At 74.1% G+C, this 16,909-nt stretch carries 19 protein-coding genes; 2 read left to right on the forward strand and 17 right to left on the reverse strand.

Going from position 1 to position 16,909, the window contains the following annotated elements; all coding sequences use genetic code 11:
• Nucleotides 1–44: 44 nt before the first annotated feature.
• The 12 genes from BM249_RS03440 to BM249_RS03495 all read right to left on the reverse strand — a co-directional run bounded on the left by BM249_RS03440 (nt 45) and on the right by BM249_RS03495 (nt 9,883).
• Nucleotides 45–3,911, reverse strand: a complete 3,867-nt coding sequence (locus tag BM249_RS03440) for a baseplate multidomain protein megatron (protein WP_091969032.1) — start codon at nt 3,909–3,911, stop codon at nt 45–47.
• A 56-nt stretch (nt 3,912–3,967) separates the two neighbouring features.
• Nucleotides 3,968–4,411 (reverse strand): DMT family transporter, encoded by a 444-nt coding sequence (locus BM249_RS03445; RefSeq protein ID WP_091969334.1) that lies wholly within the window; start codon nt 4,409–4,411, stop codon nt 3,968–3,970.
• 201 nt (nt 4,412–4,612) lie between these two features.
• Nucleotides 4,613–5,047 carry an NlpC/P60 family protein gene (locus BM249_RS03450; protein ID WP_091969035.1) on the reverse strand — a complete coding sequence of 145 codons (435 nt, stop codon included), beginning with the start codon at nt 5,045–5,047 and terminating at the stop codon, nt 4,613–4,615.
• Nucleotides 5,044–5,937 carry a DUF2163 domain-containing protein gene (locus tag BM249_RS03455; RefSeq protein ID WP_091969037.1) on the reverse strand — a complete coding sequence of 298 codons (894 nt, stop codon included), beginning with the start codon at nt 5,935–5,937 and terminating at the stop codon, nt 5,044–5,046. Before BM249_RS03455 ends, BM249_RS03450 begins: the two co-directional genes overlap by 4 nt.
• Nucleotides 5,938–6,053: 116 nt before the next feature.
• On the reverse strand, nt 6,054–6,689 hold the full coding sequence (locus BM249_RS03460) for a DUF2460 domain-containing protein (RefSeq protein ID WP_091969039.1): 636 nt from the start codon (nt 6,687–6,689) through the stop codon (nt 6,054–6,056).
• Between the two features lie 230 nt (nt 6,690–6,919).
• Nucleotides 6,920–7,501, reverse strand: coding sequence for a phage tail tape measure protein (locus BM249_RS03465; RefSeq protein WP_091969042.1), 582 nt, complete (start codon nt 7,499–7,501; stop codon nt 6,920–6,922).
• 15 nt (nt 7,502–7,516) lie between these two features.
• Complete coding sequence (locus tag BM249_RS03470) at nt 7,517–7,750, reverse strand: phage tail assembly chaperone (RefSeq protein ID WP_091969044.1); 234 nt, start codon at nt 7,748–7,750, stop codon at nt 7,517–7,519.
• Nucleotides 7,747–8,070 carry a gene transfer agent family protein gene (locus tag BM249_RS03475; RefSeq protein WP_091969046.1) on the reverse strand — a complete coding sequence of 108 codons (324 nt, stop codon included), beginning with the start codon at nt 8,068–8,070 and terminating at the stop codon, nt 7,747–7,749. The genes BM249_RS03470 and BM249_RS03475 overlap by 4 nt, the downstream gene beginning before the upstream one ends.
• 3 nt (nt 8,071–8,073) lie before the next feature.
• A complete protein-coding gene (locus tag BM249_RS03480) occupies nt 8,074–8,481 on the reverse strand; it encodes a phage major tail protein, TP901-1 family (protein WP_091969048.1) in 408 nt (135 codons plus the stop codon).
• A 28-nt stretch (nt 8,482–8,509) separates the two neighbouring features.
• On the reverse strand, nt 8,510–8,953 hold the full coding sequence (locus tag BM249_RS03485) for a DUF3168 domain-containing protein (protein ID WP_091969050.1): 444 nt from the start codon (nt 8,951–8,953) through the stop codon (nt 8,510–8,512).
• Entirely contained in the window at nt 8,950–9,306 is a 357-nt protein-coding gene (locus tag BM249_RS03490) for a phage head closure protein (protein WP_091969052.1), read from the reverse strand. The genes BM249_RS03485 and BM249_RS03490 overlap by 4 nt, the downstream gene beginning before the upstream one ends.
• 16 nt (nt 9,307–9,322) lie before the next feature.
• Nucleotides 9,323–9,883, reverse strand: a complete 561-nt coding sequence (locus tag BM249_RS03495; protein WP_091969054.1) for a head-tail connector protein — start codon at nt 9,881–9,883, stop codon at nt 9,323–9,325.
• Nucleotides 9,884–9,914: 31 nt separating this feature from the next.
• Here BM249_RS03495 and BM249_RS03500 point away from each other — a divergent pair, with 31 nt between their 5' ends.
• Together BM249_RS03500 and BM249_RS03505 are read left to right on the forward strand one after the other, a co-directional pair.
• Nucleotides 9,915–10,640 carry a trypsin-like serine protease gene (locus tag BM249_RS03500; protein ID WP_091969056.1) on the forward strand — a complete coding sequence of 242 codons (726 nt, stop codon included), beginning with the start codon at nt 9,915–9,917 and terminating at the stop codon, nt 10,638–10,640.
• 104 nt (nt 10,641–10,744) lie between these two features.
• Complete coding sequence (locus BM249_RS03505; RefSeq protein ID WP_091969058.1) at nt 10,745–11,605, forward strand: S1 family peptidase; 861 nt, start codon at nt 10,745–10,747, stop codon at nt 11,603–11,605.
• Nucleotides 11,606–11,623: 18 nt separating this feature from the next.
• Here BM249_RS03505 and BM249_RS03510 read toward each other — a convergent pair whose 3' ends face one another.
• From BM249_RS03510 to BM249_RS03530, 5 genes are all read right to left on the reverse strand, one after another.
• Nucleotides 11,624–12,892 carry a phage major capsid protein gene (locus tag BM249_RS03510; RefSeq protein WP_091969060.1) on the reverse strand — a complete coding sequence of 423 codons (1,269 nt, stop codon included), beginning with the start codon at nt 12,890–12,892 and terminating at the stop codon, nt 11,624–11,626.
• Nucleotides 12,889–13,416, reverse strand: coding sequence for an HK97 family phage prohead protease (locus BM249_RS03515; RefSeq protein WP_091969062.1), 528 nt, complete (start codon nt 13,414–13,416; stop codon nt 12,889–12,891). The genes BM249_RS03510 and BM249_RS03515 overlap by 4 nt, the downstream gene beginning before the upstream one ends.
• A 76-nt stretch (nt 13,417–13,492) precedes the next feature.
• Nucleotides 13,493–14,647, reverse strand: coding sequence for a phage portal protein (locus tag BM249_RS03520; RefSeq protein WP_091969064.1), 1,155 nt, complete (start codon nt 14,645–14,647; stop codon nt 13,493–13,495).
• Nucleotides 14,648–14,708: 61 nt separating this feature from the next.
• Nucleotides 14,709–15,983 (reverse strand): DNA-packaging protein, encoded by a 1,275-nt coding sequence (locus BM249_RS03525; protein WP_244528568.1) that lies wholly within the window; start codon nt 15,981–15,983, stop codon nt 14,709–14,711.
• Nucleotides 15,928–16,602: a hypothetical protein gene (locus BM249_RS03530; RefSeq protein WP_091969068.1), complete on the reverse strand. Its 675-nt coding sequence runs from the start codon at nt 16,600–16,602 to the stop codon at nt 15,928–15,930. The genes BM249_RS03525 and BM249_RS03530 overlap by 56 nt, the downstream gene beginning before the upstream one ends.
• Nucleotides 16,603–16,909: the final 307 nt, after the last annotated feature.

Consider the following 16,909-nt stretch of genomic DNA (forward strand, 5'->3'; position numbering starts at 1 on the left):
CGGACCGGGCTTCGTTGCGCCCGTTCGGGGAAGGGCGCGGTGCCTCATCCCGCCCGGACGGGGACCCGCGCCCGCAGGGCCGGTCCCGGCCCGGTCAGGGCGCCCAGCGGTACGATGCTGGCCTCGATCACCGTGGGCGGCCCGCCGAAATCCGCCGCCGCGTCGGTGTAGAGAACGGACGACGCCGTGGTCTCCAGGCTGCGCAGGACCGCCCCGCCGGGGCCGTGGATGTCGATGCGGTAGCCCCGGAGCATGGGATCGGGCGGCACGTCGGCGGCTTCCCAGGCATCGCCGTCGCGGCGGACCCGGCCGGTCCAGGCGAGGCGCAGGCCCTCGCCCGTGCGCCGCGCCCGCAGGTGGACGGGGGCCAGCGGCCGGAAGGCCCCGAGGCCGGCCGTGGCCCGGCGCTCCACGAACAGCGGATCGGCCGGGTCGCGGATGGCCGAGCCGATGCGGTAGCGGAACGGCCGCCCGGCCTCGTCGAGGCGGGTGACGAGGGGCACCGGGGCTTCGTCGAGGCGCACGATGAGGCGCCCCGCCGCCAGGGTGCGGGCGGCGGCGGCCTCGCTGCCGGCGAGCCCCCGCAGGAACCCGCTGAGGCGGTAGGTGCCCGGGCCGGTGAGCACCACCCCCGTCGCCGCCACGATCTCGACCGTGCCGTCCGCGTCCACGAGGGCGAAGCGGTTGGCGCCGGCCAGGGCCGCCGTTTCGGGCACGGAGGCGAGGCCCCCGGCCGCCCCGAGGCGAACCTCGAGACGGGCCGCCCGGTCGAAGCGCCAGAGCGGGCCGGGACCGAACGGCGTCAGGGTCTCCCCGAGGCAGGCCGGGTGATCGACGAGGGTGTGGAGGGCGAGCGCGCCCGCATCCTCCGCCCGCCACACGGCGATCTCGCCGGGCCACGGCTCGGCCCGAACGGCGAGAACCTGCAGGGGCGTCGGGTCGCCCCGGTCCAGCGGCAGGTCGAGGATCGTCGCGAAGGGCGGTCCGGCGAGTGCCGGCGGTGCCCGGCGCCGGCCCGCCTCGGGGCGCTCCCCCGCGCGGACGCGGCCGTACCGGGGCACCGCCCGGGTCTCGATCCGCCGCCCGGCGGGGCTGTCGGCGATGCGGACGATGCGGTGCGTTGCCGCCTCGTCCGGCAGCCGCAACAGGTCGCCGGGTTCGAGGTCGATGCGGCGTGGACTGAGCACGAACGTGGCGGTGTCGCGGGCGGTGAGATCCGCGTCGAGCATGGCCTCCGCCAGGGCTTCCGCCTGCGCCCGCCGCGTCACCACCGCCGCCTCGAACCGGACCTCGCGGCGCCGCGCCCCCGTGGGGCGTGAGGCGGCGGCGGTGATCCGGCGATAGGCTCCGCCCTCGGCGTCGGTCACGGTGACTTCGAGGGACCGGGGCAGTTCGGATTCCTCCGCCCGCACCTGGGCGAGGGGCGCGTCGTCGCCCGGGGCCACGAGATCGCCCGCCGCCAACGCCAGGGGTCGTTCTCCGCGCGGCCCCCGCACGCGCAGGGTGCCGGCCACCGCCGCGACGTCGAGGCCGTAGAGCCGGGCCAGGGGTTCGAGGGCGGCGCGGGCCGAGAGGGACCGGTCGAGGACGTAGCCGTCGAGTTGCGCCGCGCCGGTGATCCGGGCCGGGCGGTCGATTCCGCAATCGGCCAGGATCGCGGCCACCAGCCGGTCGAGTTCGAGGCCCTCGATCCGTCCGGTGATCCAGTGGCCCACCGACCAATTGTCCGCATCCGCCCACACGGTGTCGAAATCCGGAAAGGCCGGGTAGGGCCGGGCGTCCCAGCACCACACGAAGATCGCGTCCGGCGGCACCATCGGTCCGCCGTAGACCGCCGAGACCGGGTTGTGGGCGGGGTCGAAGCCGGGCGCGGCGGGATCGAACCGCTCCAGGATGGCGGTGAGGGCGCGGGTCTGAATGAGGTCGTCGCGGGTGCCGTTGGAGAAGGGCGGCGCCGCGTTCTCGGCGGATTTCGGATCGGGAAAAACGTTGGGGCCGTTGGTGCCTTTGTCGACGGCCGGCACGCCGATCTCGGTGAGCCAGATCGGCTTGCCCCCCGGGACCCAGGCGGTGGCGCGGGTCTCGACGCCGCCGTCCCGCTCCCAGTGGCGGTTCGACCACCAGCCGACGAGGTCTTTGGCCCGGAACACCCAGGGCTTGCCCTGGGCGCCATCGGTGATGGGGGTGCGCCGTTGTGCCGCCCGGTCGGCCGCGCTGGCGTAGTACCAGTCGAAGGCTTCGCCCGCCCCGAGGCGGCTGGCGAGGTAGGCGCGGTCGTAGAGACTGTCGGTCTCGGCGAGGTCGGCATGGTCCGGCCCGTCGCGCCAATCGGTCAGCGGCGGATAGTAGTCGATGCCGACGGCATGGATCGCCGCATCGGCGAACAGGGCGTCGAGGGGAAACCGCACGGTGGCGCCGCCGTCGCGGACATGGGCGCCGTACTCCGTCCAGTCGGCGGCGTAGACGAGGGGGACCGAGGCGCCGAGGCGGTCGCGTAACGCGTGGGCGAGACTGCGAAATCCCTCCACGGCCGGGTAGGTGTCCCCCGCCCCCCGCACGCGGGTGAGGCCGACGCATTCGGAGCCGATGACGAAGCCGGCGAGCGGCACGCCCCAGCCGGCGGCGAGGTCGGCGTAGTGCAGCACGAGGCCGCGATACTGCGCGAAGAACGCCGTGACCTGGGCGCCCGCCGCCGCCGTGCCGTCCGGGCTGCCGGGCAGGCCGGGGGCGGGATCGCAGGTGATGCGCCCGCGCCAGGGGTAGGGCGGCTGGCCGGGGCTAACAGGATCGCGCGGGTCCGGCAGGGTGTTGCCCTGGGGCACGTCCATCATGAGGAACGGGTAGAGCACCACGCCGAGACCCCGGCGGTGGAGTTCGGCCACGAGGCGGGTGAGGCCGGCATCGGACGGGGTGCCGCCATAGGCCGGATGGCCCTCGGGCGTCGTCGAGACGCGGCCGGCCTGTCCCCGCGTGAGGCCGCCGACCGCCCAGGAATCACCCGTCGTCACCTTGGTGGCGTTGTCGACCTTCGGGGCCACGGTGCAGTGCCCGGCCCGCAGATCGTCGCCGAACCAACTCGCCACCACCGAGACCTTTTTCAGGTTCGGGCACAGGGCCTGGAGGGCATCGAGGGAGGCGATGACGTCGGTGACGCCCTGGAGCTGGAAGCGGTTGGCCGGCCGCGTCGTGCCGTGGCCCGCATCCTCCGTGACGGGGGCGGGGTCGAGGCCGAATTCCGTCGAGCCCGGAATGAGACAGACGGCGCGCACCCGGTCGGCGAGGCCCGCCACGGGGCGCACCACCTCGAAGGCGAATTGCGGGACGCGGTTGCCGAACTCAGCCAGGGCCAGACGCTCGAACACGATGTAGGCGAGGCCCCGATAGGCCGGGGCCGTTCCCTCCTTGGCGACGATGAGCGGGTCCGGCGCCTGGTCGGCCTCGCCCCGGTGAAGGCGGTAAGTCAGGGCGGTGAGGTCGAGTTCGCGCCCGTCCGCCCAGATCCGCCTGACCCCCGCGATGGGGCCTTCGCACAGGCCGACGGCGAGATCGACGGAATAGGCATAGGCGGTGCGGACGGTCTTCTGGCCGCCCCCGCCCTTGGCGGCGGCGCCCGCCCGCTCCACGGTGGTGTTGGCGGTCTCGAGCGGTCGGCTCGCCCAGATCAGGGTGCCGCCGAGGCGGGCGCGGCCGTAGAGGCGGGGGATCGGGTCGCCCTCCGTCGAGGTCAGGCCCGCCACCTCCGTGAGGCGCGGCCCCTCGACGACGCGCGGGCCCGTGCCGCCGCCGAACAGGGCGCCGTCGATGCCCGAGCCCGCCGCCGCCCCGAGGGCCGAGCCGATGATCCCCCCGATGGGGCCGCCCAAAGCCGTACCGGCCGCCGCTCCGGCGGTTTGCAGGATCAGCGTGGCCATGGCGGGCTCCGAAGGCTGTCGGGACCGGCCTCCGCGCGGCCGGAAAGGAGTGGTTCTCAGCGCCGGATCAGGATCACCCCGCCGATGAGGAGGGCGACGCCGATGAGCCGCGGGCCGTCGAGGCTGCGCTGGGCGAGGCCGAGCCAGCCGAAATGGTCGAACGCCACGGAGGCCAGCATCTGGCCGGTGACGAGGAGGGCCATGAAGGTGCCCGCCCCCAGGACCGGCACGAGGACGATGCCAAGGCCGATGAACAGGGCGCCGAAGGCCCCCCCGCTCCAGGCCCACCACGGCAGGCGCGCCGCCGCGTTCCAGGCGGGCAGGGGATCGCGCAGGACGAGGGCCAGGAGCGCCATGCAGGCGAGGCCGACGAAGTAGCTCGCGAAGCCCGCCCAGGCGGCGGAGTTCAGGACCCCGCGCAGCTGCGTGTTCAAGCCCTGCTGGATCACGATGGCCACCCCCGCCAGGGCGGCGAGGAACAGGGCGGGGAGTGTCGGCATCGGAACCTCGGCGGTGTCGCCCGCGCCCCCGGCGCGGTACGTCTCGACAACCATCCGAGCGCCATGCCGTCAAATGCCGGCTTCTTGGCTGTCCATGCGGAGCGGGCATGTCGGATCCCGCGCACGTCGATCTGTTTCGTGCCGTACTGTGCCATGGCGGCCTGATGTGGGCGGCGGCCTTCAGGATCGGGCGGCCCCGGATCAGCCGCCATTCGGAAACCGGAACGCGTGCGTCCGGTGCCGCAGCCACCACCGCGTCAGGGCGACTTCGGTGACGGCGGCGCCGTCATGGGCGTGGATCATCGTGCCCGCCCCCGTGGCGATGGCGCAGTGGCGGGCGGGCAGGTGGGCGCGGAAGGAAAACAGCAGGACGTCGCCGGGGGCGGGATCGCCCAGCGGCACCGGCACGAGGTGGCGGCCGGCGGCCTCCGCCAGGGGATCGGTGCCGAGAGCGGCCGATTCCGCCCAGGAGGCCGTGTAGGGTGGGGCGGCTTCGGGTTCGGGGCCGAGGCAATCGCGCCAGACCCCGCGCACGAGGCCGAGGCAATCGCACCCCACCCCCTTCAGGGAAGCCTGATGCCGGTAGGGCGTGCCGATCCAGGCGCGGGCGGCGGCGACGATCTCGGCTCCGCTCATCGGAACAGGCTCCCGCCATCTAGGCCGGGGCCGGAACCGGGCACGGGCCGCACCACGAAATCGTTGCCCGGCAGGTGGGGAAACCCCTGGAAGTTCAGGCTGTTGGCAAATTTGTCCCCGCAGGTGGAGAACCGCTTGTCGCAGCCCGCCGTGAGCGTGAAGGCGTCGCCGGGCTGCACCGGGCGGGCCGGGGCCTGCCACAGGGCGAGGCGCGGACCCGCCGCTTCGGCCGCGTGGGCGCGGATATCGGCGGCCTGTCCGGTTTGGGCGCCTCCGGTCCAGACGAGGCGCCCGGCCGTGAACCAGCCGGGCGGGAACGGCGCCGCCAGGGACACAAGCAGGGTCTCGGGTTCGGGCACGGCCTCGACCCGGCCGGTGGTGCGGAAGGCCGGTGCGTCCCGGTTCACCCGGCAGCGCCCGTCGCCGAGTTCGGCGGCGCAGGTGGCGCGGTAGGTCCGGCCGGTGGGCACGTCGAGGCGGTCCATGAGGCCGCGCACCTCGGCCACGAAGGCGCCGCCGGCCCGGCGCACCTCGCCGAGCGTCCCGGCGTCGAGGAGGAGGCGCGTCTCCGGGACGGTCCAGTCCACCAGCCAGGTCTCGACGCCGGCCCCGTCGTAGAGGCCCCCGGCGATATCGGCATCGGTGATCCCGAGGGCGCTCAGGGCGCCGGCCACCTCGCCACCGCCAACCGCGAAGCCGAGTTCGGCGCTGGCTTCGGCCGCTTCCAGGCCGGAGCGGGCGGCGTGGACGACGCCCGCGAGGGCGAGATCGCGGTCGTGGTCGGTGAAGCCCAGCACCGCGCCGTCGCGGCGGGTGAGGGTCCAGCAATGGCACAGGGTGGTGGACCCGCCGGCCAGATGCGCGGCGAGGGCGGGCGGCAGGTCGCGCATGGCCGGGGCTCCTAGGGCATCGATCCAGACGGAGGCTTCAGCCGCGTCTGGGAAAAGTGATGCAAAAACAAAAGCCTCGTGCTTTGGCGCAGGAACGAAGTGATTGCGTCACAGCACTAGGGTACGATCTCGACGAGGGGCACCTTCGGGATTTCGCCCGCCGTGAAGGCCGCGAGATCGACGGTGAGGCTGTCGCTGTCGAAGCGGACGGGCACGTCGAACACGAAGCCCGCCGTCACGGGGGTGCCGGCAGGCGGGGCCGTCGCGAGGGTGACGATCCCGGTGGTGGCGTCGCAGGTGAAGGCGGCGGCCGGCAGGACGGCACCGGCCACCGCCACGGTCACGCTCTCGGCCACGGGCTTGGCGATGGTCCGGCGGTAGGGAAGGGGGCCGCTGCCGTAGGTCTTGGCGAGGCCGAACGCCCGGGTGGTGCCGTCGCCGGTGCCGATCCGCTGGTCCGTGGCCGAGACCGGCCGCGAGGGCGGGCCGGAGCGGGAATCGACCCGGTCGCGGTAGCGGAAGCCGTAGAGGCGCCCGCGCCGCTCCTCGAAGAAACTCAGAACGGCGTGGAGGGCGTCCAGGGTGCGGATGCCGAGGCCCGCATCGTAGCGCCGCCGCGAATCCGCCCAGCGGGCGTTGCGGTGCTCGCGCCCCGACGCCAGGGTGACGACCTCGGTCATCCGCTCCGGCCCGCCGCTGCCCCGCAGGGCGACGTCGAGGGGAAAGCGGACCTCGTGGAAATCGGCGCCCATGGGCGGCTCCTGGGGAGGACGGAGGGATTGCTTCGGAAGATTTGCAGAGGCGCGGGCGCAGCCTTTTTCTGGCGCTCTCTGTATCTCTCGGGCGGCGCGGGTCCCCTCTCCTTCCAGGAGAGGGGGCCTGTCGTGCTCGCTTCAGGCCCGGAGGTGCTTGCGAAAGTGCCTCTTCGGCGATGTGTGAACCGCGTCGGCAAGCGGGGAGAGGAGGACGACCCGCGCGTCGCTCACAGCCCTCGCCGGCCCCGCGCCACGGCGCGGGCGAGGCCGGCGGCGACCTGGGCCTCGGAGCGGCGAAAGCCCGCGATGTCCGGGGTGGTGATGTTGACCGTGACGGAGGCGTTTCGTGCCTCGGCGGCGCCCGCCGCGACGCCGAGGCGGCCGTCGCTGCCGCGCTTCAGGGGCAGGATCGCCTCCGGGCCGGCTTCCCCCATGAGGCCGGTGCCGCCCCGCATGGGAAAGTAGGTGGGGGCGGCGACGATGCCGCCGGCCGCGAAGGGCTGCACCCGGCCCCCTGCGATCACCCCACCCCGGGCGAAGGCTTCGCTGCCACCGGATACGCTGGCGGAAAGGGCGCTCTTCACCAGCCCGGTGATGCCGGATTTGACCGGGGCGAGGGCCGTCTTGACGGCGAGGGCCGAGAGCTTGGTGGTGAGGGTGCCCAGCACCCCGTCGAGCTGGCGGCCGGCGCCGAGGGGGCCGGTCAGGGCCTGGGACAGGCTGTGGCCGAAGCGTTTGGCGAGGCGGTCGAGGGTTTCGAGCTGCTTTTCGCGGCCGGCTTGCGCCCGGTCGGTCTCGGTTTCGGCCATGCAAGGCTCCCGTCGTCAGGGGATCACAGGATCAAGGGGGTCCGGGTGGGCGGCGAGCAGCCGATCGAACTCCGCTCGGCTCGGAGCCGGCGCGCGGGCGTGGAAGCCGGCGGCGGCGAAGAGTTCGCGCGGCGTTGCGGCCCAGAGGTCGCGCGGGCGCCATCCCAGGCGTCCGAGGGCGAGGGCGAGGACGTCATCCCACGGGAAGGCGGAGGCGGGCTCCGGCGCGGTCCCGCCCGTGGGGGTCAAGGGTTTGGCGGTGAGTCGCCGAACGCCGCCGTCAGGGCCGCGCCCAGGGCCGCCGCGATGCGGTCGAGGCCGCCGGCCAGCGGCAGGGCCGCCACGGACTCGTCGTCGAGGGCGTGGCCGCCCCCGCGCAGGGCGCAGCCGAGAAGCGCGACGAGGTCACGGGTGGCGAGGCGTCCCCCGGCGAAGCGCCCGGCGAGGCCGTTGAGGTCGTCGGCGCCCAAGGCCGATTCGAGTTCGGCCAGGGCCCCGAGGGTGAAGCAGAGGGTGTAGCGGGTGCCCGCGAGATCGAGGGGCACCTCGCCGCGTCGGCGGTTGGCCATGGCTCAAGCCGCCGTGAAGCCGAGGGCGCCGGCGGACTCCAGCGCCATGTCGAAGGTCACCTCCCCGGCGTGATCGCCGCGATATTCGAGGCTGGTGATCTGGAACAATCCCTCCAGGGTGCCGAAGGCCGGAACCACCACCTGGTAGGTTTCGACGGCGCCGTCGAAGAACAGCTGCCGCAGACGGGCATCGGAGGCTTCGTCGCGAAACACCCCGGCCCCCGCGATGGAGGCCCGGCGCACCCCGGCCCCGGAGAGGAGTTCGCGCCAGCGCCCGGCGGATTCGGCGTGGGTCACGTCCACGGTCTCGGCGTTGAAGGCGATCTGGCGGGTGCGCAGGCCGGCGACGGCCGTGAAGCCGCCCCCGTTCGCCACCCGGATGAGAAGGTCCTTGCCGCGTTGCGCGCTCATGCTGGGGCTCCGGAAATGGGGGCGGCGCTCAGGCCGGGCGCCCCTCGGTGACGGCCTGGAGGGTGAGGGTGGCGCGGGCCTCGCCCGTGGCGGGGTCGCGGGTGGCGGCGAGCCGCGCGACCCGGAGGGTCACGAGGCTGTGGCCGGTGAGCGCCAGGGGCGCGTCGGCCAGAAGGTCGGCCATGCGCTCGGCCGCCGCGAGGCCGGAGCGGGCCGAGCCCGGCCGGGCGTAGAGGATGAGGCTCAGGCTATGGGCGTGGCGGGCGGCGCCATCGACGGATTCGTCGCGGATCTCGGCGTCGCCGAACACGCCGTAGACGGGCACGCTGCCGCGCGGCGGCTCGTCGTGGAGGCGCAAAGCCCCGCCCATGAGGCGGGCCAGGGCGGCATCGACGGCGAGATAGGCGAGGATCGCCCCCCGCAGGGCGAGGAGCGGGCTCGCCGAGACCGGATTCGCCGTGGCCGTGCTCATGGCGCCTCCGCTCCGGCAATCAGTTCCTCGACCCGGCAGACGAGTTCGCGCCCCCGCCCGTCGGGATCGGCCGCCGCCCGGATGGCGAAGCGGCGCGGCCCGGCGGCAAGCCGCATGGGCGGGCTGACGTCGGGCCGGTAGGCGAGGCGGACCCGGTGGGTCTCCACGGCGTCGGCCCGCCCGCCCCGGACCCGCTCGGGCGCCCCGATGGCTTCGAGGGAGCCCCACAGGAGGGGGCCGGGGACGAAGCGCCGGAGGGTGCCGCCGAACCCGTCCGACTCCTCCACGGGGCGTTCGAGGACGAAGCGGCGGCGGCGTGCGCCGATGGGGATGCGGGGGAGGGGGTCGGACATGATGGCGACCTTCGAATTATAGGCGCAGGCGCCGGAGGGGTTCGACGAGGGCCGCGACGGCGGGCGGCGGGGCGACGGCGGTGTCGCCGCGATGCTCGAAGCCGTGGGCGGCCAGCAGCCGGATCGCCTGGACGAGGGCGGGGGGCACGGGCGGGCCGTCGCCGCCATGGCCCGCGCTCACCTCGATGAGGGCGGCGCGGGCGCGGAGCGGCGGGGCCTCCGGCGCGATGGTGAGGCCGGGCGCCTCCTCCGGGTCCGGCCCGAGGCGGATGAGGCCGGCGCTCAACTCCGTCACCCCGCCTTGCGCGTCCACGAGGCTCGCGCGCTCCACCGCCACCAGGGGGGCGAGCGGCAGGGCCAGGAACCCGTTCGGCGGCCAGGCCGTGACGGTGATGCGGTAGCGGCCGGGGGTGAGGAGCCGCCGGGTCGCGGCCTCGACCTGGGCGCGGGCCGCCGTCAGCAGGCCGGCGATGAGCCCGTCTTCGGCGCCATCGTCGGAATCGAGGCGCAGGTGGGCGCGCATCTCCGCCAGACTCATCGGCTCGACGGTGGTGCCCGCGACGCGTATCGGGGTCATGGTGGTCTCCTGATGGGCGAAAGGGTCGCCGATGGCGCGGCGGGTGTTCGGGTGTTGCGCCGCGTTGCTGGGCCTCGTCGGCCCGGCGGCGGCCGTGGTGGGCGGCGCCCCCGCGCCGGAAGCCGCGACGGGGGCCGTGATGGTGCTGTCCTCCAAGGGCGGCGTCTGCACCGGCGTGGTGGTGGCGCCGGACGCCATCCTCACCGCCGGGCATTGCCTCGCGCCCGGCCTCGCCCACCGGGTGCATTACAAGGGCGCGGACGGCACCCCCGTCCTGGCCGAACCCGCCGCGCAGGCGGTGCATCCGGGCTACGATGCCGGGGCCATCACGGGGCGCCGCCGCTCCGTCGACCTCGCCCTCGTGCGCCTGGCCGCGCCCCTGCCGGCCCCGTTCGCCGCGCTTCCCTTGAGCGACGCGATGCCGCGCGCGGGCGAGGCCGTCACGGTCGCGGGCTACGGCGTGGGAACGCCCGGCGATCCACGCAGCAGCGGCACCTACCGGCAGGCACGGGTTCCCGTCGTCGAACCGTACGGGCCGAGCCGTCTCCTCGTCTGGGTCAAGGGCACGAAAACCGGCGCCTGCCAGGGCGATTCCGGTGGCCCGGTGACGGATGCGGCCGGCGTCGTCGCCGTGGCGGCCTGGGTCGGCGGGGCCTGCGGCGGCCTCTCGCAAGGGGTTCTCGTCGGGCCGCAGCGGGCCTGGATCGACGCGACGCTCGCGGGTTGGGGCCTCGCCGCCCGCTGGGTCGAGCCGTAGGCCACCCCGCATCGGCGGGGAACCGGTGCTTGGCCGAACGATTCCCTTACGCTAAGTTTAAGTCCAAGCAGACCGGGGTTCACCGGAACGCGGGGAGAGACACGATGCTGCCGACCGCGTTTCGCACAGTCGCTCTCGCGAGCCTCGTCGGCCTCCTGCCGGCCCCGGCGCTCGCGGTGATCAACGGCACGGTCTCGCGCGACCCCAACGGCCTGCGCGCCTCCGTGGTGCGCATCGAGAGCACTCAGGGCGAGATCTGCTCGGGCACCCTCATCGCGCCCGATCTCGTCCTCACGGCGGCCCATTGCGTGATGCACCGCGCCGGCTACAGCGTGGTTGCGGTGGACCGGGCCTTCCGCTCGCGCCGCATCGGCGTCGCGGCGGCGACCATGCACCCCGAATTCGTGCCCGGCACCACGCCGGAAGATCAGCCGGGGATCGACCTCGCCCTGGTCAAGCTCGCCGAGCCCCTGGGCGGCGACTTCCAGCCCCTCGATCCGCGCGGCGGCGGGATCGCCACCGGCGACACCGTCGAGATCGCGGGCTTCGGCGTGGTGGCGGAGAACCGCCGCAACACCGCCCGCACCCTGCGCCAGGCCCGGCTCGTCTCCATCGGCCCGCTTCAGGTCGCCAACCGCGTCACCGTGGTGACCGACCGCCGCCGCATGGCCGAGACGGCGGGGGCCGGCGCCTGCCTCGGGGATTCCGGCGGCCCGATCCTGAGCGGCGGCCCCGGCGGCTACCAGATCGTCGGCGTCGTCAGCTGGTCGAGCGGCGCCATGCACCAGGACAAGCGCGCCCGCACGGCCTGCGGCGGTTTCACCGCCGTCACCCCGACCGCCGAGCACGCGGGCTGGATTTCCTCGCGGGCCGCCGAGATGAGCCGGATGCAGACAGGTGAGGCGGGGGGGCGCACGGAGTGGATGGCGGAGCCGGGCGCGACCCGCCTCCGCCGCGCCCGCTGAACCGGGCGCCCGCGCTTCTCACGCGAACTTCAACAGCTTGATCGCGTCGAAATCCTGCACGCCGCCGCCCACGCGCTTCGTGGTGTAGAACAGCACGTAGGGCTTGGCCGAGTAGGGGTCGCGCAGCACCCGTAGGCCCGCGCGGTCCACCACGAGGTAGCCGCGGCGGAAATCGCCGAAAGCCAGCGACAGGCTGTTCGCGGCGGCGTCCGGCATCGCCTCGGCCTCCGTCACGGGGAAGCCCAGCAGGGTCGCGGTGCGGTCCGCGGTTTGCGGCGGCTGCCACAGGTAGTTGCCGTCGGCGTCCTTCAGCTTGCGGATCGTGCTCTGGAGGCGCCGGTTCATCACGAAGCCGGCATTCTGGCGGTAGCCGGCGCGAAGCGCATAGACGAGATCGAACAGCACGTCGGCCGGGTTGGTGGTAGGGAAGGCCCCGGCCGCGCCGGTCGCGACGAAGCCGAGCTTTCCCGGAACCCAGGCGGTGTTGGCCACCGTGTCGTAGCTGAGGACGCCGCGCGGGCGGCTGACGCCGTTGCCCGTGACGAAGGCGGTGCCCTCCTGCTCGGCGAAGGTGGTCTCGACCTCGTCGGCGAGCCAGGCGTCGAGGTCGACGACGGCGTCGTCGAGGAGCGTCTGGGTCGCCGCCGGCATGGCGTAGAGTTCCATGGCGGGGAAGCTGAGTTCGGATAGGGTCGGCGCGTCGGTCTGCGGCCGGGGCGCGGCCTCCGACACCCAGCCCGACGCCGCCTCGGTGACGGAGACGGCGCGCTTGTAGAGGCCGCCCGAGATGGTGCGGACGGTGGCGAGCCCCCGGATCGGCGAGAGCCGGGCAAGGCGGGTGAGAACCTCGCGCTCGATCGTAGCGGGCACAAGGTAGCCGCCATCCGGGCCGGAGCCCGCCGACAAAGCCTTCTCCTCCAGGCGCTTGAGGCCGCCGCTCTCGCCGGCCCGGACGTAGAGATCGAACGCCGCCTTGTGCTCCGTGGCCACGGCGTCGCGGGGCGGGGCCTCGGCGCCGAGGGGCGCGCGGCGCCCGTCGAGGGTGAGGCGGTCGAGGCGGGTGCGGGTGGTGTCCAACGCCGCGTCGATGCGGGCGAGCTTCTCCTCGGTGAGGACATCGGTGCCGAGGCGGCCTTCGATCTCGGCGAGCCGGGTGTCGTTGGTCTCGCGGAACGCCGCGAAGGCGCGCTGGAGTTCGCCCATGGCGTCGTTCACGGCGGGGTCGGTGGCGGCCTTGTTCTCGAGGGCGCGGGCGGATTTCGTCTCGATGGCGGTCTGGACGGTCATGCGAACCTCTTCTGGTGGGGGAGGGGAGCGGCGGGCCGGCCGAGCGCCGTAGGGCGCGGCGGGGCGACGCGCCGGGCAAAGGCCCGGATGGCGTCGGCCAGGGGCGGGGCGGGCGCGGCCTTCCCGGCGATGCGGGCGCCGGGCTGGAGCGGAAAGGTGACCAGCGAGATCTCCCACAGGTCGAGGCTGTGGAGCCGGCGCAGGCCGCCGCGCTCGGGCGTCGCCCGCTGGGTGCGAAAGCCGATGGAGAGCCCGTCGAGCGCGCCCTCGCGCAGGAGCGCGTCGAGTTCACGCCCCCGCTGCACGGCGAGGTTGAGCTGGCCGGCGACGCGCAGGCCGCGCGCATCTTCCGTCAGGGAGAGCCAGCGCCCGACGGGCTCGGCCGGATCGTGCTGCCACAGCATCCGCACGCCCGCGGCGCCCCGCGCGCTCAGGCTCGCCGCGAAGGCGCCGGGCGCCACCACGTCGCGCCCGAGATCGGGCACGCCGAACAGGCTGGCATAGCCGGTGAAATGGCCGTCCATGAGGGACTCCGGGGTTCGGAAATGTATCGGTCTTTGGGGGGCGCGCGTCCGCTTCCTTGGCGGGCACGACGCTTCCTCAGTCGGTTGCCGCCCCGTACCCCACCGCCACCCGCTTCTCGGCGTCGCTCAGAAATCCCGCCTCGCCGATCCGGCGCCACAGGGATTCACGCTCGGGCGCCAGGGCCTCGATGGCGTCGAGGTCGGGCTCCAGCCGGGCCGGGCCGAAGGCGGGTTCCAGCCAATGGGCGAGGGATTCGGCGGTGCGGCGCACGAGGGGGATCACCGTCTGGCGGTAGAAGGCGCGGTTGGCCTCGGCGTAGTTGGCGTGGGTGTTGTCGCCCGGCAGGCCGAGCAGCAGGGGCGGCACGCCGAAGGCGAGGGCGATCTCGCGGGCGGCGCCGCTTTTGGCCTCCACGAAATCCATGTCCTTGGGCGAGAGGGCGAGCGGCTTCCAGTCGAGGCCCCCTTCGAGGAGGAGGGGGCGCCCGGCATTGCCGGCGCCCTGGTAGTTCGCTTCGAGCTCGGTCTTCAGGCGGCTGAACTGGGTGTCGCTCAAACTTCCCCCCGACGCCGAGGCGAACACGAGGGCGCCGGAGGGCCGGGCGGCGTTGTCGAGCAGCGCCTTGTTCCAGGCTCCCGCCGCGTTGTGGATGTCCAGCGCCGTCGCCGCCGCCTCCATGGGGGCGAGGCCGTAATGATCGCATCCCGGATGGAACAGGGTGAGGTGGAGCACCGGCGCGACGCCGTCGCCACCGAGGTCGTACCGCAGGGTGCGGCCGCCCACCGTGTAGGTGTAGGCCACGGGCCAGCCGTCCGGCCCCGGCACCACCCGCATCCGGTCGGGGCGCAGCCCGTGGAGTTCACGCAACCGTCCGTCGAGGCTCACGGCCGCCAGGTAGGCGTTGCCCGAGACCATGAGGTGTCCGTAGAGCGATTCCATGAGGCACGCCCCGCCCTCGCGGGGGTTCGGCCGGGCGAGCAGGCGCAGCAACGGATGCTCCGTGTCCGCGTCGGCCAGGACCAGGGGCAGGGAGGCGGCGGCCTCGGCGACGAGGCGGACGCAGCGATGGACTACGGCGTTGCGCTGGAACCCCTCGCGGGCGAGCGCCCCGCCCTCGCGCGCCGTCCACACGGCCCGGCCCTCGCCGTAGAACTGCACGGCGAGCGGCACCGCTTTCGCTTCGGGCACGGGAAAGGCGGCCCGCGCGAGGCGGATGAAGAGGTTGGGCATGGGGCGATCCTTTTTCGCGAGGCCGGAACGGGCCTCCGGCGGAGCGGATGGCGCGACGCGGCTACAGCCGCCGGATGCGCGGCTCGGCGGCCCCCCGCAGCAGGAGGTGGGTCAGCGCCCAGACCAGGGCGTCGAGGCGGTCGGGCGAGGCGCCCGAGGAGAGGCCCTCGGGGCCGAAATCGCAGAGTTCGTCCTCGAGCGCCGGCAGGGCGCCGACATGGTGGACGCGGCCCTGCGCGTAGAGCACCGAGACCGGCTCGGCCCGCAGGTATTTTCCGCGGGTGGCGCGCACCGGGGTGACGGGCACCGAGGCATCCACCTGGGCGAGCACGCTCGTCACCATCTCGCCGCCCTGGTTGACCTCGACCACGAGGCCGTCGGCGGCGAGGCGATGGTACAGGGCGAGGGCCGCCGCCGCCCAGGTCTCGGGCGCGGCCCGGGCCAGGGTGGCATCGGCCAGCACGTAGGCGTGGCCTGCGGCATCGAGGCCGGCGGCGACGATCCCGCAGGCATCGGCCCCGGCCTTCGAGGTGGCCGGCGGATCGACGGCGACGACGATGCGGCGCAGGTCGGGCGGCGCGGCGACGCGGCCGCGCTCCAGATTGTCCCGGGTCCAGAGGGCGTCGGCGCGGTCCTCGATGAGTTCGCCGTCGAGTTCCTGGCGCCCGAGGCGGGTGCCGGCGTAGCGCCCGACCACGGCGTCGAGGAAGCTCGGCGCGAGATTGTGCGCATTGTCGGCCGTGCGCGAGCGGCTCACCACGGTGGTGGGGTCGGCAAGGAGGCGGCGGAGAAGAGGAATCGGGCGCGGCGTGGTGGTGACGAGGCCACGCGGGGCATGGCCGAGGCGCAGGCCGAACTGGATCATGTCCCAGGTGGCGTCGGCATGGCGCCATTTCGCGATCTCGTCCGACCACGCGGCGCCGAATTGCGGGCCGCGCAGGGAATCCGGCTCCTCGGCCGAGAAGGCGAGGCCGACGGCGCCGTTGGCGAAATCGAGGCGTTTTCGCGATGGCGACCAGCGCGGCCGGGGGCCGGGGAGGTGGAGGAGGCCGGACGGCCCCTCGATCATCACGTCGCGGACATCGGCGTAGGTCTCACCGATGAGCGCGATGCGGCCCACGGGCCGGGCGGTGAAGGCCGGGTCCCCCAGCGCCAGGGCCCGCACCCATTCGGCGCCCGTGCGGGTCTTGCCCGAGCCGCGCCCGCCCACCACGGCCCAGGTCGTCCAATTTTCGTCGGGGCAGGGCGGCAGCTGGTCGGCCCGCGCCGTGTGGAGCCAGTCACGGGCCAGCGCCCGGACGAGGTGCGGCGGCAGGCTCAGGAGGAAGGCCGGCATCCGGCCGCTCGCCCATGAACGCCGCATAGCGCTGCGCGATCTGCGCGCGCAGGGCGGGCAGGTCGTTTGGGTCGGAGCCGTCCGCCGCGCCGGATTCTGCATCGGTCTCACTCCCGCGAACTTGAGACTCGGCGTCGAGGTCGTCGAGGAGGCGCTTGAGGCCGCCGAGATCCCGCAGCACCCGCGCCGAATCGAGGCCGGGGGCGGCTTCCGTGAGCGCGGCGTCGAATCCGGCGATCTGCCGGGCGATGTGGCTGCGCAGGGCCAGCCGCAGGGCGGCGGGGCCGGGCGGCGGCTGGGTCGCCACCTCCGGCAGGCCACAGGCGGAAAAATGCGCCGGGGCCCTGCGCCGGGACAGGCCCAGCACCGCGGCGAGGTCGTCGCGGCTGACGCCGTGAACCCGGTCGATCCGGGCGAGGGCCGCGCAGCGCGGAGCCGACCACGCGGCCGGCGGGGCTTTGGCCGGGGCCACGCGCCACCCGCCGTGGCGGTTCCACTTGCGCAGGGTCGCGGCGACGAGGCCGGTCTCCGCCGCGATCTGCGCCACGGTCCGGTCGGTCTCGCGAAACAGGCGTTCGGCCTCGGCTTTCCGGGCGCCGTCGATGGGGGTGAGGATCATCGCCGCCGCCCCTCTCCATCCACACGTCTTGAGCGTGGGTTATGGATAGCTCAGGAGCGTCGCGCTGTCAATCATAAATTCCTATTTTCGGATTTTGGTCTTATCGCTCGGCTGTGGTGAGAAACGACGAAAGGCCGTGTCCGATGGGGATCGGAGCACGGCCCTGGGCGGGCGCGTCGGCCGGGCGGGGGCCTGAGTGTTGCTTACAATGCTCCCGTTGCGCCGGTGGCTTCAGATCGGGAACCACCCGAGGTCGGGAGTTTTGTGAGGCACTCTGAACCCCCGCCGCAGCGGCTTCGATGGCTCA

The organism is Methylobacterium gossipiicola (assembly GCF_900113485.1).
Classification (GTDB): domain Bacteria; phylum Pseudomonadota; class Alphaproteobacteria; order Rhizobiales; family Beijerinckiaceae; genus Methylobacterium; species Methylobacterium gossipiicola.